The 15,170-nt window shown below is 70.5% G+C and carries 14 protein-coding genes; 1 reads left to right on the plus strand and 13 read right to left on the minus strand.

The window, feature by feature from the left end:
• On the minus strand, positions 1 to 708 hold a 708-nt coding region (locus ABZS64_RS35965), incomplete at its 3' end, for an inositol-3-phosphate synthase (RefSeq protein ID WP_355838860.1).
• Positions 709 to 902: 194 nt separating this feature from the next.
• Positions 903 to 2,039 carry a ScyD/ScyE family protein gene (locus tag ABZS64_RS35970; protein ID WP_355838862.1) on the minus strand — a complete coding sequence of 379 codons (1,137 nt, stop codon included), beginning with the start codon at positions 2,037 to 2,039 and terminating at the stop codon, positions 903 to 905.
• Between the two features lie 420 nt (positions 2,040 to 2,459).
• Between ABZS64_RS35970 and ABZS64_RS35975 the strand changes: the two genes are divergently transcribed.
• The gene (locus ABZS64_RS35975) at positions 2,460 to 3,545 is read left to right on the plus strand and encodes a methyltransferase (RefSeq protein WP_355838864.1); all 1,086 of its coding nucleotides are present in this window, start codon (positions 2,460 to 2,462) and stop codon (positions 3,543 to 3,545) included.
• An 83-nt stretch (positions 3,546 to 3,628) separates the two neighbouring features.
• On the opposite strand, the gene ABZS64_RS35980 is transcribed toward ABZS64_RS35975, so the two are convergent.
• From ABZS64_RS35980 to ABZS64_RS36030, 11 genes are all read right to left on the minus strand, one after another.
• Entirely contained in the window at positions 3,629 to 4,465 is an 837-nt protein-coding gene (locus ABZS64_RS35980; RefSeq protein WP_355838908.1) for an alpha/beta fold hydrolase, read from the minus strand.
• Positions 4,466 to 4,685: 220 nt separating this feature from the next.
• Positions 4,686 to 6,209, minus strand: a complete 1,524-nt coding sequence (locus ABZS64_RS35985) for an FAD-dependent monooxygenase (protein WP_355838866.1) — start codon at positions 6,207 to 6,209, stop codon at positions 4,686 to 4,688.
• Positions 6,210 to 6,282: 73 nt separating this feature from the next.
• Positions 6,283 to 7,764 carry an FAD-dependent monooxygenase gene (locus ABZS64_RS35990; RefSeq protein WP_355838868.1) on the minus strand — a complete coding sequence of 494 codons (1,482 nt, stop codon included), beginning with the start codon at positions 7,762 to 7,764 and terminating at the stop codon, positions 6,283 to 6,285.
• A 2-nt stretch (positions 7,765 to 7,766) separates the two neighbouring features.
• Positions 7,767 to 8,711 (minus strand): aromatase/cyclase, encoded by a 945-nt coding sequence (locus ABZS64_RS35995; RefSeq protein ID WP_355838870.1) that lies wholly within the window; start codon positions 8,709 to 8,711, stop codon positions 7,767 to 7,769.
• A 30-nt stretch (positions 8,712 to 8,741) separates the two neighbouring features.
• Positions 8,742 to 9,527 carry a 3-oxoacyl-ACP reductase FabG gene (gene fabG, locus ABZS64_RS36000; RefSeq protein WP_355838872.1) on the minus strand — a complete coding sequence of 262 codons (786 nt, stop codon included), beginning with the start codon at positions 9,525 to 9,527 and terminating at the stop codon, positions 8,742 to 8,744.
• A gap of 12 nt (positions 9,528 to 9,539) precedes the next feature.
• The gene (locus ABZS64_RS36005) at positions 9,540 to 9,809 is read right to left on the minus strand and encodes an acyl carrier protein (RefSeq protein ID WP_355838874.1); all 270 of its coding nucleotides are present in this window, start codon (positions 9,807 to 9,809) and stop codon (positions 9,540 to 9,542) included.
• 74 nt (positions 9,810 to 9,883) lie between these two features.
• On the minus strand, positions 9,884 to 11,134 hold the full coding sequence (locus ABZS64_RS36010; RefSeq protein ID WP_355838876.1) for a ketosynthase chain-length factor: 1,251 nt from the start codon (positions 11,132 to 11,134) through the stop codon (positions 9,884 to 9,886).
• Entirely contained in the window at positions 11,131 to 12,402 is a 1,272-nt protein-coding gene (locus ABZS64_RS36015) for a beta-ketoacyl-[acyl-carrier-protein] synthase family protein (protein WP_355838878.1), read from the minus strand. Before ABZS64_RS36015 ends, ABZS64_RS36010 begins: the two co-directional genes overlap by 4 nt.
• Entirely contained in the window at positions 12,399 to 12,728 is a 330-nt protein-coding gene (locus ABZS64_RS36020; protein ID WP_355838880.1) for a TcmI family type II polyketide cyclase, read from the minus strand. The genes ABZS64_RS36015 and ABZS64_RS36020 overlap by 4 nt, the downstream gene beginning before the upstream one ends.
• A gap of 211 nt (positions 12,729 to 12,939) precedes the next feature.
• Positions 12,940 to 13,635, minus strand: coding sequence for an antibiotic biosynthesis monooxygenase (locus ABZS64_RS36025; RefSeq protein ID WP_355838882.1), 696 nt, complete (start codon positions 13,633 to 13,635; stop codon positions 12,940 to 12,942).
• A gap of 51 nt (positions 13,636 to 13,686) precedes the next feature.
• Positions 13,687 to 15,156 carry an FAD-dependent monooxygenase gene (locus ABZS64_RS36030; protein ID WP_355838884.1) on the minus strand — a complete coding sequence of 490 codons (1,470 nt, stop codon included), beginning with the start codon at positions 15,154 to 15,156 and terminating at the stop codon, positions 13,687 to 13,689.
• Between the last annotated feature and the right edge of the window lie 14 nt (positions 15,157 to 15,170).

Consider the following 15,170-nt stretch of genomic DNA (forward strand, 5'->3'; position numbering starts at 1 on the left):
CGACCACGCCCGTACCGACAGGGCGCGCTGCACGAACATCGGGGCGAGCACGGAACGAAGCAGCGTCTGGCCTGTCTTGCCGTCGCGGCCCGCGTACGGCAGCCCGCAGACGGTCGCCGATTCCGCGAGGGCCGGATGGCGCAGGCCGGCCGAGGGCGTGAAGTTCACGTACGGGCAGCCCGCGCGCAGTGCCGCCGCGGCGTAGAGCGAGCTCGCCGGGAGGCGGGCGTCGCCCGCGGCGGTGGCAGGTTCGGTGGAGGCGACGTTCACCACCACCGTCCGGGCGAGACCATGGCGGCGTACAAAGTCCGTGATGTCCGCGGTGAAGGCGGCGATGAGTTCCTCATCGGTCCGCATATCGCCGGACTGCGGCCCACCGGGACGTATCTCCGCGTCCGCGGCGGCCAGTTCACCGCGTACCGCAGCAACCAGGCCGTGCGGCAGCACTCCCCCGTCGGTCAGCGCTTCGGCCCGCTTGGGCAGCGGCGCGCTCTGTGTGTCGTGGCCGCCGAAGACCAGGGAGCCGAGCGGCGCAAGTCCGCACTCGGCGAACGCCGGTGTCCCGGTGATCATGCCGGTGGCCGGGGTCAGTCCGGCGGCGACGGCAGCGCACCCGGCGACCGCTGTCGTGGCGAGCGAACCGCGGGCTCCGAGGAGCCACACTCCGGTCCTGGACCCGGTTTCGGGGGTGTCGGCGGGAAGGGACACGGGCTGCCTCCTGGGTACGTCAGCGCTTCGCAGGCGGATCCTTGGCCAGGATGCCGATTGTCGTGCGCGCCGACGGCGCCGGGGCGCGTAGTTGAGGGCACCTCGAGTCGTTCCCGACCCGTAGTGGTGGCGGGACCGTCCGGCGAACGCGGACGGTCCCGCCGGGCACAAGAGGCCGGCGGGACCGTCGGGTGTCACTGGGTGATGCGTACCAACTCGCCGTTCGTGCCGACCGACTTGTTGGTCACGTAGATCTCGTCGTCGGGGCCGATCCCCAGGCCCGTGGACATCGAGAGCTTGCCGTCGGTCGGGACCTCGGTGACTGCCTTGGACCCCGTGTCGACCTTGAAGATCTTGCCGGGCAGCGGACCCGTCTGCGTGTAGCCGCCGGTGAGCGACAGCGCGACCAGGTTGCCGTTGCTGTCCAGGGCGAGGTCGCTGAGTGCGGTCAGGCCGTTGACGAGGACCTGCGGCTTGTGGCCCGGGACGATCTTCCAGATACGGGACGCACCCGGCTTCAGGGCGCCCATGTCGCTGACGTAGATGGTGCCGTCGTGGGCCACGACGACGCCGCTGGGGACGGCCTGCACGGGTGTCCCGTCGGCCGTCTTGCTGTCGGGGAGGACCGTCTCGGTGGAGATGCGTCCGTAGCCGGGGACCCGCACGAGGTCGTTGCCGCCGGCGTCGGCGACCAGCCAGCCGTTGCGGGTCTGCGCGAACCGCCAGGCGTTGCTGTGCGCCGTGGTGGGTTCCTGGGGCGTCGGCGCGTGGCCGAGTACCCAGTCGGGGTCCGCGTCGGTCTCGTACTTCACCAAGTCTCCGAGCATCCGGCCGGAACGGGACTGGTAGAGGGTGCCCGCCCGCTTGCCGTCCTCGCCGAGCGTGGCCCGGTGCTCGAGGTTGCCGCCGCCGCCGTTGAGGACGACGAAGCCGCCGTAGGGGCCGGGCGCCACATCGTTCGGGCCGGTGGCCGAGATCGGCTCCTGCGGGCCCTTGGGGCCGACCGCGACCGACTGCAGGCCCGTGACGACGCGGCCGCTGCTCCTGCTGCCGCCGCCGGCGTACCGGTAGACCGAGCCGGTGGCACCGACGCACTCCTTGCCAGCCGCGCAGCCGGGCTTGCCGGTGCCCGACTCGGCGACCAGGACCGTGCCGTCCTCCAGGACGGCGATGCCGCGCGGGTTGTTGAGCCCGCTCGCTATGACCTCGTAGCCGGGTGCCGCGTCATTCTGCGCGGCCTGCGCGGCACTCGGCCCCATGGCCGCCGTGACGCTGCCCACGGCCGCGGTCGCCAGGACGGCGCCCGTCCATGACCTGCCCAATCTCGACATCTCTCTCCCTCGTCGTGAGCCTGCCCCCTGTCGTGGGAGCGGTTGGAAACCCGCGTCACGATAGGCATGCATTTCCTACGGGGCCCGCATGTCCAATCGGCCCGATCAGTGCTGCGTTCTTGTTCGCCGGGCCTGTGACCAGGGTTTTGACGGGATTATGGAGAGGCGGCTCTGGTGTTCAACTGCGGTGATTCCGCGCTTGAACACCCATGGCGGCACTAGGAGTTCTCGAGAATACGGGCGATTTTGCTGAGCAGTTGTTCGCCTCTGCGCGGCAGCTCTACAGTCGGGCGGGCGAAGCCCATGGTTTCCGGAAATCGATGTATCCCGTACCGCCGCCGGAATTCACGGAGTGCGCCGCACACGCGCCGCCGCGCGGGAAAGTCCGACACAGCTGAGCCACCGCCACGGAGGAAACTCATGCCCGCTCTCCCACCCGCCCGAGTCGTCCGCACCGTCGAAGGTGTCCGAGCGCGGCTGCAACATCTGACCCGGAAGCTGGCACCCGCTCCGTTCGCCCTGCTCGAGCTGGCCCAGGGCTCCATGGTCACGCAGGCGATCTACGTCGCCGCCGAACTGCGCGTGGCCGATGCGCTGGAGGACGGGCCGCTGACGGTGCAGGAGCTTGCCCGCGAGGTCGACGCCGACCCCGAAGCCCTCTACCGGCTGCTGCGCCTCCTCGCCGGCCACGCCATCTTCGCGGAGCAGAGCGACGGCCGGTTCCGGCTGACGCCGATGGCCGACGCACTGCGCGTGAACGCGCCGGTTTCGATGCGCGACATCGCCGTCCTGATGGGCCACCCCATCCACTGGGAGGACTGGGGCCACCTGCTGGATTCGGTGCGCACCGGCGAGCCCAGCCTGCCGAAGCTGCGCGGCATGGGCGCATTCGAATTTCTCGAGGCGAATCCCGCCTACGGCAAGGTGTTCATCGGCGGAATGGGCGCCATGTCGGACACCGAAACGCTTCCGATTCTGGCGGCGTACGACTTCTCGCGGTTCAGCACCATCGTCGACTTCTGCGGCGGACGGGGCACCCTGCTCGCCGGAATTCTGCAGCAGACGCCTGGCGCGCGCGGAATCCTCTACGACCCCCGTGTGGACAACAACGGCGCCGCCGATTTCCTCAAGGAGGAGGGAGTGGCGGACCGGTGCACCATTGCGGGCGGGGACCTGTTCGACGCGCCTCCGGCGGGCCACGACGCGTACATCCTCAAGCACATCGTGCACGACTGGCCGGAGTCCCAGGCGCTCGAGATCCTCAAGAACGTACGGGAGTCGATCAGCGAGGACGGCCGACTGCTGCTGATGGAGATGGTGCCGCCGTCATCGGGGAATTCGCCGCATGCCGCGAAGCTCGTGGACCTCTGGCTGATGCTGCTGGTCGGCGGCAGGGAGCGCACCCAGGAGCAGTACGGCGAACTGCTCCTGGGTGCGGGGTTCCGGCTCGAACGGGTGGTGCAGACGGCCGCGCCGATCTCGATCGTCGAGGCGCGGCCCTGCTGACCCGGCCCGGCCGGTGACACCGCCCGGATGACGTATGTGGCCCAGGACCTTCCGGTCCTGGGCCACATACGTTGTCGGTACGGTCAGGCCGCGGCGCGGGTGAGGCAGTCCTCCAGGAACGCCAGGGCCCGCAGATGGTAGGAGCGGGCCGCCAGGCCCAGGCTGATGTTGTGGCCCGCGTCCGGCTGCCTGTCGATCCGGACCCGGGGGGCGGCGCTCAGCTGGGCCCCGAGGTCGGCCAGGTCCTGCTCGCCGTGGTGCCACCAGCGCTCGTGCTCGGCGAAGGTCAGCCGGACCGGGACGCGGATGCGCGGCGCGATGTCGGGGAAGAGCCGTGGCCAGCGGCCGAGTTCTGCCGCTTCGCGCTCCGGCATCGGGGCCACCAGCGTGGCGCAGGAGCGGAAGGTGTCCGGCGGATACAGGCGCAGCGGCCCCCAGTGCCGCCTGGTGTCCTTGCTGCTGCCGTCCGCGCCGGGGACCGCCGCATAACGGTGGCCGCAGCCGGAGATGTCCAGGCCGAGGAACCGAGGTGTCTCTTCGGCGTCCGCGGCGGTGGACAGCACCAGCTTCCCGCCGAAGGAGTGGGCGAGCAGGAACAGGCCCGCGCCGGTCTGATACCGGGAGCTGAAGTCGGTGAGCGCAGCGCGCAGCAGCACGGTCTGCTCGGCCAGCGTCTGCCCCTCGGGCAGGGCTGCGGCTGAGTGCCCGTACCCGGGGCGGTCCACGGCCAGGACCGTGTAGCCGAGGCTCGCGCCGAGGGTGAGCAGGGACTGGTCGGGGTGCGCCGGTCCGTCGAAGTAGCCCGCGGTCATGCCCCCGCCGTGGACGGCGACCACGACCGCCCGCGGGGCGGTGTGCTCCGGCTCGCTCAGCAGGGCGGACAGGGTGATGCCCGCCGCGTCCAGGGTGATGCGTCGCACCGGGCGGGACGGAGCAGGAGGGGCCGCGGCCTTCGGCGCCGCGGGCGCGTGCCCTGCCGGCGGCTGCGCCCCCCGCGGCGTCCGGGCCGGGGGTGTCCCGGTCAGCGGCGTCCCGGTCAGCGGGTTCGTCAGCGGGCTTCCCATCAGCGTCCCCCACAGGCTGGGCCATTCCTGGATCATGTGCCGGACCTGTCGCGCGGGCCCCGGCTGCCCGGGGCCGTCATCGCTCTTCGCCGCCGTCGAGCGCGGCGGGACCGAACCACTGCTGCAAGGCGTCGGTCAAACCGTCCAACTCGCCCCCGGCCCAGGCCACATGGCCGTCGGGCCGGATGAGGAGCGCGGCCGTGCCCGCCAGCGGGTCGGCGCCGTCCACCGGCTTGGGCACGGCGGTCGTGACGCTCACGCGCTCGTGCAGGCCGGCTGCCGCCTCCCGGACGCCGGCGTCGTCGGCGAGGTCGAGCAGTACACCGCGCGCCGGGTGCAGCAGTTCGGTGGTGCTCATCTCGCCGTCCGGGCCGACCAGTTGGCGGCGCGGAAGGCGGCGGCCCAGGAGCGGCTGATCGCCGTCGCCGATGTCGTAGCGGATGTCGAGGCCGCTGACGATGCCGGCCAGATGCCGTTTGACGTCGTCGTACTCGATGAGTTCCGTGAACAGTTCGCGAAGCGGGTCCGACTCCGGACCGCCGAGGAAGACCGTGCCCTGGGCGCGGGTGTTCATCAACAGCCGCTTGCCCACGGGGTGCCGTTCGCCGTGGTAGGTGTCGAGCAGACCGTCCGGTGCACCGCCCCCGATCACGGCGGCCAGCTTCCAGCCGAGGTTGGCGGCGTCCTGGACGCCGCTGCTCAGTCCCTGCCCGCCGGCCGGGAGATGGATGTGAGCCGCGTCCCCGGCGAGCAGGACCCGGCCCCGGCGGTACTCGGAGGCCTGGCGGGATGCGTCGGTGAAGTAGCTCACCCACTCCGCGCCGCCGCCGTGGATGTCCTCGCCGGTGATGTGCTGCCAGGCGTCGGCGACTTCGGTGAAGGTCACCGGCATCTCGTCAGGGCCGCGTGCGGGTGTGCCGTTGGGGCAGACGATGATGCGGTCCACGCCTTCGGCCAGCGGGGCGGCCATCACCATGCCGTTGGACTGGCGTTCTCCGAGGAACCGCGGGCGCAGTTGGCAGCCGGTCACATCCGCGAGGAACATGGCGCGCGTCGCCGAAGTGCCCGGGAAGTCGAAGCCTGCGGCCTTGCGGACCTTGCTGTGTCCGCCGTCGCAGCCGACCAGGTAGGCGGCGCGCAGCTGCCTGACCCCCTCCGGAGTCCGCACGGTGACCGTGACGCCGTCGCCGTCCAGGAAGCCGTCGGCGAGCTCGAGGAACTCCCAGCCGCGGCGGATGTCGGCGCCCAGCTCCGAGGCCCACTCCTCCAGTACGGCCTCGGTCTTGTTCTGCGGAATTCCGCGGGCCCCGAAGTGGGCTCCCTCCAGGGTGGTGTAGTCGAACTGCACCCCGCCGAAGTGGCCCATCGGGCTGATCTCGAGTGTCTCGCCCTGGCCGAACCGCGGCAGGAGGCCCCGCTGGTCGAACACCTCCATGGCGCGGGCGGTGAAACCCAGGCCACGTGACTGCCCGGTGGGCCGGGTCAGCTGTTCGGTGACGATGACGCGTGCCCCGCCCAGACGCAGTTCGCCGGCGAGCATCAGTCCGGTAGGACCGGCGCCGACGATGACGACGTCGGTGTCCACGGCTGTCCCTTCCATGGTTTTCCCTTTCCTCGAGATGGAGTTGTGGTGCCGCGGGTGGGGGGTTGGGAGGGGCGTCGGGGCGGCGGGCTCAGCGCGGCGGGCCGAACCAGCGTTCCAGCGCCTGGCGCAGCCCGTCGGTCCCGGAACCCGCCCAGGCGACATGGCCGTCCGGGCGCAGCAGGACACCATCGGTGCCGTCCAGGGAGCTGCCCGCTTGCGGGAGTGCCGCGAGCAGGCTCACGCGGTCCGCCCAGTCGCTGTACGGGGACAGCGGCGCGCCGGCGCCGCCGCTCAGGTCCATGAGGACGCCGCGGCCGGGGTGCAGCAGCTGGGCGGTGGTGAGGTTTCCTTCACCGGAGAGCAGGACGGTGTGCGGCAGCCGGGCGCCGAGCAGCGGATGGTCACCGGGGTCGGCGTCGTAGCGGATGTCGAGGCCGCTGATCATGCCCGCGAGGTGTTCGCGTACGGGGGTGTGGGCGATGAGCTCCGTCAGAACGGTGCGCACCGGCTCCACTTCGGCCCCGCCGAGCAGCAGCCTGGCCTGTGCCTCGATATTGGCCAGGACTCGCCTGCCGACCGCGTGCCGCTCCTGGTGGTAGGTGTCGAGCAGGTCGTCGCCTGCCCGGCCGGTCACCGTCGCGGCCAGCTTCCAGCCCAGGTTGAAGGCATCCTGCAGGCCGAGGTTGAGGGCCTGGCCGCCGATGGGCATCTGCCGGTGGGCCGCGTCCCCGGCGAACAGGATGCGGCCGTGGCGGTAGCTGACCAGCTGGCGGTTGGCGTCGCCGAAGGAGTTCACCCACAGCGGCTTTCCACCGCTGATGTCCTCGCCGGTGACCCGTTTCCAGATGGTGGCGATCTCCTCGAACTGGGCTTCCTCGGCGCGCGGCTGCGCGGTGCTGCCGAACTCGTGGACCATCACGCGGGTCACGCCGTCGTTCCGGCGGGCCGCGATGGCAAGGCCCTGCGGCAGCCGGTTGAAGCGCCGGTCGGGGACGGTGATGCCCTCGACGTCGGCGCGCAGCAGTTCACGGCGGGCGTCGTGACCCGGGAACTCGGCGCCCATGAGGCAGCGCACCGTGCTGTCCTCGCCGTCACAGGCGACGAGGAACTGGCCGCGTACGTGCAGGACGCCTTCACGGCCGGCGGCCTCGGCCTGCACGTACTGCCCCTCCCCCGGCCCGGCCTGGGTCAGCGCACGCAGCTCGTGACCGCAGCGGATGTCGGCGCCCAGCGAGAGCGCCCACTCTTCGAGCACCGCCTCGGTCTTGGTCTGCGGCACCTTCCACTGGCCGGGGAAGGGGCTCGGCAGGGTGAGGTCGAGCGGGATGCCGCCGAAGTGCCCGCGTGTCTCGTTGGGCGGTGTGCCGAAGTGGGTGAGGAGGCCGCGGCTGTCGAGGATCTCCATGGTGCGTGCGTGCAGGGTGGAGGCCCGCGACTCGTCCGTGTGGACATGCCGTTTCTCCAGGACGACCACGTCGAGGCCGCCCAGTCTCAGCTCACCGGCGAGCATGAGCCCGACGGGGCCGGCGCCGACGACGATGACCTGAGTGTCCAGGCGGTCCGCGGCCACGGTCAGCTCTTCTGTTCGGCGTAGCTCTTGGCGTGGTCCAGGGTGGCGCGGCTGTTCGTACTCAGCGCCGTGTGGACGTATTCGCGGGCGTCGGCGACGGTGGCGCCCGAGCCAAGGATCTTCGCGATGTTGGCGGTGTTGAGGGTGACGGTGTGCTGGGAGGATGCGGCGGTGCCGCCTTCGGCGAGCTCCTCGAAAGTCCAGATGCCGGTGTGCAGGGTCATCAGCGCGGGCAGCGTGACCTGCTTGTAGGCGATCTTGTGGTGCGGGAAGGTCACCCGATACGACTTCGTGGTGTGCACCGAGCCGTCCTTGGCGCGGGTGTCCATCTCGAGGGTCTGCAGGCCGGGGGTCTCCTCCGTGAGCCGCACGATGGCCACGTGCGGCAGCCGCTCGGACCACAGGTCCGCCTCGTTGATGAAGTCGAAGACCTCCTTCGCTGCGCCGGCGATGTGCACGATGTCGGTGAAGGAGAAGGTCACCTCCTCGGCGGCATGGGCCAGTTCGACGTTCTCCTTGAGCGCTGCCAGCTCGGCGGTGCTGTTCTTGTCGACGGCCCGCTCGATCCAGAGCAGATCGTGGGCGTCGTCGTCGACGGCCCGGTAGTCGTGCAGCAGCCGGACGCGGGACTCATGCTCACCGAGCGGCTCGATGATCCAGGTACCGCCCATCGCGGCGACCGGCGGGGCGGTGATCTCCTGCCGGAAGGTGATGCGCAGGGCCTGCGGATCGAGGGTGCGGCGCGATGTCCAGTTCTTCGCCTCGCCGTTGGCGGTCGCCCAGATACGGATTCGCTCCTGGGCCCCGTCCGCGTCCGCCTCCAGCTGGTCGACATGGATCGTCGGCGGGAAGATACGCGGCCAGTTGGTGACCTCAGCCAGCAGCTGGTAAACGGCTGCCGCAGGGGCAGCGACAATGATCTCGTGCTCGACCTCACGGGTCGTCATGACCACTCCTCCTTCGGATACTTGGACGGGTCAGAAGTTGCCGAGGCCGCCGCAGACGTTGAATGCCTGCGCGGTGATGGAGGCGGCCGTGTCCGAGGCGAGGTAGCCGACGAGCCCGGCGACCTCTTCGGGGGTGGAGTAGCGGCCGAGGGGGATCTTCGACTGGAACTTCTCGAGGATCGCCTCCTCCGAGGTGTCGTAGGCGGCGGCGTAGCCCTGCCGCACGCGCTGCGCCATCGGTGTCTCGACGTATCCGGGGCAGACGGCGTTGACCGTGATGCCGGTGGGTGCAAGCTCGTTGCCGAGCGCCTTGGTGAAGCCGACCACGCCGTGCTTGGAGGCCGAGTACGGGGCACCGAGCACGACGCCCTGCTTGCCCGCGGTGGAGGCGATGTTGATGATCCGGCCGCGGTCCTTGTGCCGCATCGCGCCGGTGTTCAGCACCGCCTTGGTGAGCCGGAAGACGCTGTTGAGATTGGTGTCGATCACGTCGTCCCACAGCTCGTCGGCTATGTCGGCGGTCACCCCGCCGCCCGACCGGCCGGCGTTGTTGACCAGCACGTCGATCGGGCCGAACCGGTCGACGGCGGCCTGTACGAACGCCGCCACCGTCGCACCGTCGGTCACATCGACGACCGAGCCGTCGACGTCGAGCCCTTCGGCCTGCAGCTCCTTGACCGTGGCGGTGACGTTCTCGGCGTTGCGCGCGCCGAGGTACACCTGGTGGCCCTGCGTGGCCAGCAGCCTGGCCGTCGCGAGACCGATCCCGCTCGTCGCGCCGGTCACCAGGGCGACGCGTGCCGTGTTCTGTGTCATGTCGGCTCCCCCTCAGGCGGCCTGGACGGGCGCCAGCTGCGCGTTGACGGCGTCGATGAGGGCGCGCGGGGTCTCGGCGTCGGCGACATCGTCGTCGTCGAGCGAGATCCCGTACTCCCGCTCGATGAAGCCCCCGGTCTCCAGGAGCGCCAGCGACTCGTAGCCCAGGACGGAGAAGGGCGTGTCCAGGATGTCGCCGTCGAGGTCGACGCCCTCATCGGCGCCCGCGGCCTCCAGCAGGATGCGCTTCAGGTCGTCGATGGTGAAAAGCTTGGTGGCCATGTGAATCCCTTCATCGATACGGCATGTGGTGGTTGGTGCGCGCCCCGGGGAACGAGGCGGTGTTCTCAGGGGTGTTATGCGGTCTTGCCGGCGGCGCGGACGACCATGGCGGAGTTGAATCCGCCATGGCCCCGGGCCAGCACCAGCGCGGTCCGTATGTCGGCGGTGCGCGGCTGGGACAGGACCAGGTCCAGGACGTACTCGGGGCAGGGATCGATGTTCACGGTGGGCGGGATGACGCCTTCCTCCATGGCGAGGAAGGCGGTCGCCAGGTCGAGAGCCGCGGCGCCCGAGTACAGGCGGCCGGTCATCGACTTGGGTACGGTGACCGGGACACCGCGGACGCCGAAGACGGCGGTGATCGCCTCGGCCTCGATACGGTCGAGTGCGGGGACGCCCGCCCCGTCGGCGAAGACCACGTCGACATCGCCCGGGGCGATGTCCGCGTCGGCGAGGGCGATTTCGATGGCCTTGCGCAGGCCCGGCTCGGCCCCTGGGGCGGGCTCCGTCCCGGGGCGGCCCGTGCCGGGTCCGGGGTCGATGGTCGCGCCGTAGCCGGAGATCTCGCCGTAGACGCGGGTGCCCCTCGCGCGGGCGGACTCGGCGTCTTCGAGGATGAGGATCGCTCCTCCCTCGCCCGGCACATGCCCGCGCGCGTCGCGGTCGAAGGGCAGATACGCCCTCGCCGGTTCGTCGCTCGTGCTGAGCCGGCCGCCCGCGAGCTGGGCCACCCAGCCCCAGGGGCAGATCGACGCGTCGACGGCGCCGGACACGATGAGGCTGGTCCCCTTGCGGATCTGCCGCCGGGCGTGGGCCACCGCGTCGAGGCCGCCGGCCTGGTCGCTGACGACGACCCCGCTGGGGCCCTTGATGCCGTTGCGGATCGATATCTGGCCGCTGTTGACGGCGTAGAACCAGGCGAAGGACTGGTACGCGGAGACGAACTGGCTGCCCTGGCTCCACAGCTTCTGCAGTTCGCCCTGACCGAACGCGAAACCGCCCGAGGCGCTCGCCGTGACGACTCCCATGTCGAACTCGGGGAGATCTTCGGGACGTACTCCCGCGTCGGCGAGTGCCCAGTCGGCGGCCACCAGCGCGATCCGCGTCATGCGGTCGGTCTGCGGGATGAGGCGGCTCGGCAGATACTGCTCCGCCTCGAATCCGGGGATCTCCCCGGCCAGCCGTGCCGGATAGCCGGACGGGTCGAAGCGGGTGATGCGGCCGATGCCGCTCTTGCCGCTCAGGGTCGCCGCCCAGTAGTCCTGTGCGCCGAGCCCGTTGGGTGAGGCGACGCCCAGGCCGGTGACCACTACCGACGAGCTCATATCAGGCTCCTTTCGTGACTGGCGAGGACCATGGCGCTCTGGAATCCGCCGAAGCCGCTGCCGACGGTGAGGACCGCGTCGACGAGCTGGTCGCGCGCGGTGAGGGGGACGTAGTCGAGGTCGCACTCCGGGTCGGGGGTGTGCAGATTGGCCGTCGGCGGCACCACGTCGTACTCCATCGCCAGCGCGGATGCGGCGATCTCGATGGAGCCGATGGCGCCGAGCGAGTGCCCGACCATCGACTTGATGGAGCTGACCGGGGTGCGGTAGGCGTGCTCGCCGAGGCTCTTCTTGAACGCCGCGGTCTCGTGCCGGTCGTTCTGCTTGGTGCCGGAGCCGTGTGCGTTGATGTAGTCGATCGCGTCGCCGTTCATCCGCGCCTCGTCCAGCGCGACCCGGATCGCCTCCGCCATCTCCGCGCCGTCCGGCCGCAGTCCGGTCATGTGGTACGCGTTGCTGCGGGTGGCGTAGCCCGCGATCTCCGCGTAGATGTGGGCGCCCCGCTTCCTCGCGCTCTCCAGCTCCTCCAGGACGAAGAAGGCGCTGCCCTCGCCGAGTACGAACCCGTTGCGGGTGCCGTCGAAGGGACGCGAGGCGCGCTGAGGGTCGTCGTAACGCGGCGTGGTGGCCTTGATGGCGTCGAAGCAGGCCATGGTGATCGGCGAGATCGGGGCGTCGGACGCGCCGGCCACCATCACGTCGACGGAGCCCTCGCGCAGCAGCTCGACGCCGTAGCCGACCGCGTCGATGCCGGACGTGCAGCCCGTGGAGACCACGGTGCTCGGCCCCTGGGCGCCGACGGCCCAGGCGACCTCGGCCGCGAACGAGCTGGGTACCAGGTGGTTGTAGAGGTGCGGGGCGGCGTACCGGTGGTCCACGAGGTCCAGCCGGCCGCCGTCGCTGACGACGCGGTACTCCTCGTCGAGCCCCATGGTGGCGCCGACGGCGCTGCCCACGGTGACGCCGACGCGGTACGGGTCGAGACCGCCCAGGTCGAGGCCGCTGTCGCTGACCGCGCCGCGCGATGCGACGACGGCGAACTGCGCGGCCCGGTCCATGCGCCGGACCTCCTGGGGGCTCAGCCCGTGGTCGTAGGGGCAGAAGTCGATCTCGGCCGCCACCCGGGAGCGGAACGGCGCGGGGTCGAAGAAGGTGATGCCGCGGGTCGCGGTGCGTCCCTCGCTCAGCAGGTCCCAGAAGTTCTTGGATCCCACCCCGCCGGGGGCGATGACCTCGAGACCGGTGATGACCACTCTGCGCCCGCTCACGCCGACGCCTTCCAGGTGTAGAAGCGGGTGGCCATGGCGTCGGACGGTGAGCGCCAGGTGGCCGGGTCGTACGCCTCGATGAACGGCTTCAGGTCATCGCTGATCCCGACGAAGCGCGGGTCGCTCTTGGCCTGTTCGATCAGCTCGCCGCCGTTGTCCTCGTCGAAGTCCTGCAGGTGGAAGTACAGGCCCCGGTAGGAGAACAGCTGGCGGCGGCGTGTTCCCATGAGCCCGGGCATGTCCGTCGCGTCGAATTCGGCAAACAGCCTGGCCACCTCAGCACTGGAACCGGGTGCCATCCGGGCAACGATCAGCGTGCTGTTCATACGTGTTCGCTCCTTGGCGGTTGCAGTTTGAGCTCGCAGGGCCGACGGTGAGGCCTCGCGATCGCGCCCGGCACGGGGGAAGCCAGAATTCCGCCAGAGTCGGAATGGCTTGATCTCTCACGGTCACCGGCCGGGCACATCAGGACGCCCGGCTCGCCGAAGGAGCCGGGCGTCCTGTCGCTTCGGGCGTGCCGTGCCTACGTCTGGTCTGTCACTGCCCGGCCGCGCGCGTGTGGACGACGCGGTAGGTGTTCCAGTCGCTGCTGGTCACCAGGGACTCGACCCGGGCCTGGGACTTCTGCCGGGCCGGGGACTGCTCGCTCTGCGGTACGGCGCGGAAGGCGTCGTAGGAGTCCTTGTCGGCCCACTGGGAGTAGACGACGACGAAGGAGCCCTCCAGGCCCCGCGCGGCCAGACCGCGCAGGACGCTGTGGGAGCGGTAGCCCGGGACGTCCAGGAGCCAGTCCTGGGACGGGCCCAGGGCGTCGACCAGATCGCCCTGGTCGCCCTCCGCGACCCCGAAGACCTCGATGACCGTGAGGTCGTCGCGGGTGGGCGAGATCTCGATGGTGTCGCCGATCGACGGGTGGCGCTGGGTGAACGCGATCTCGTTCTGCAGCAGCCTGATCGACGTCGTGATCTCGCCGAAGACCGGCAACGTGCGGTGCTTGAACTCCTCGCCGGCGTACCGCGCCTGAAGGTCCTCGCCGCTGCGCCACTGGATGAAGTTCGCCGTACCCGGCTTGTCCTGGCCGGCGTGCACCGTACTGGAGATCCAGCCCTCGTATGTCGCGGCGTCGACGATCTTCCGCATCTCCGCCAGAAGCTTGTCCTGCTTCTCGGGGGCGTCGGTGGTGAACAGGTTGAGGACGGTCAGATGCTGGTCCTCGGTGGAGATGTTGGGCATGTCTTCCTTCGCTTCCTTGAGGTGGCGGGTGTGAGAGGCGTCGTTGTCTGCTCAGTCGGGCAGGCCGAACCAGCGGCCGAGCGCGTCGGCCAGGCCGTCGGTGCGTGAGCCGGAGGCCGAGGCCCAGGCGACGTATCCGTCGGGGCGCACGAGGATTCCGTCCATCGGGGCGTCGCAGTCGGGGTCGTCGACGGTGACCGTCTCGACCCGGTCGGACCAGCGGGCGGCGACGTCGCGCAGCTGGGGGTCGGCCTTCAGGTCGAGGAGGACACCGCGGCCGGTGTGCAGCAGCTCGGAACTGCTTGTCTTCTTGCCGCCGATCACCACCTCCTTGTCCGGGAGGCGCCGCCCCAGCAGCGGGTGGTCGCCGGGGCCGACGTCGTGGCGGATGTCGAGGCCGGTGACCATGCCGACGAGATGGCGCTGGACCGACTCGTGCTGGGTCAGTTCGGCAAGGACACCGAGCAGTGGTGTCATCTCGTCGCCGCTGAGGTAGAGGATGCGCTGGGCAAGGGTGTTGGTCAGGATGCGGGCGCCGACCGGGTGCCGCTCGCTGTGGTAGGTGTCGAGCAGTCCCTCCGGCGCCCGGCCCTTGATGTCCAGAGCCAGCTTCCAGCCGAGGTTGACCGCGTCCTGCACCCCCGCGCTCATGCCCTGGGCGCCGATGGGCAGGTGGATGTGCGCCGCGTCGCCTGCCACGAAGACGCGTCCGCGCCGGTACTCGGCGGCCTGACGGCTGACGTCCGTGGTGGAGCTGACCCACAGCGGCGTGGCGCCGCTGATGTCCTCGCCCGAGAGCCGCTCGAAGGCGGCGGCCACCTCGTCGAAGGTGATCGGCTCGGTGCTGGTGCGCAGCGGTTCGTTCCGGTCGAAGTAGATGATCCGGCTGCGGTCCGGGCCGAGCGGAAGCACCATGACCATGCCGCCAGGCACCCGTTCGCCGCTGAAGCGCGGCCGGAGCCGGATGCCCGCCACGTCGGCGAAGCGCAGCTCGACGGCGGGGTCGGTGCCGGGGAAGTCGATGCCGGCCAGTCGGCGGACGGTGCTGCGTGCGCCGTCGCAGCCCACCACGTACCGGGCGCGCAGTGTGCTGGTGCCCTCGGGCCCGGTCAGCTGCACGCTCACACCGTCGTCGTCCGTGTCGAGGCCGACGACCTCCAGCGAGCGGCGTACCTCCACGCCCTGTTCTGCCACCCAGGCTGCCAGCATGGCCTCGGTGCGCGACTGGGGTATTCCGCGAGCGCCGTACGAACCCCCGGCGACCACACGGTAGTCGAGAGGAACGCCACCGAAGTGACCGGCCGGAATAACGTCGACCTCGCCGAGACGGGACAGGAGGCCCCGCTGATTGAATTCTTCGATGGTGCGCGCCGAGAAACCGAGAGCGCGTGATTCCTTAATCGGTTCGGCGAGCCGCTCGACGACTACGGCCGACACTCCATTGAGACCCAGCTCGCCCGCGAGCATGAGTCCGGTGGGGCCGGCCCCTACAATGATCACGTCCGCGTCAAAGGTATCCATCTGCCCTCTTCCAA

Source organism: Streptomyces sp. NPDC005408, assembly GCF_040606445.1.
Classification (GTDB): domain Bacteria; phylum Actinomycetota; class Actinomycetes; order Streptomycetales; family Streptomycetaceae; genus Streptomyces.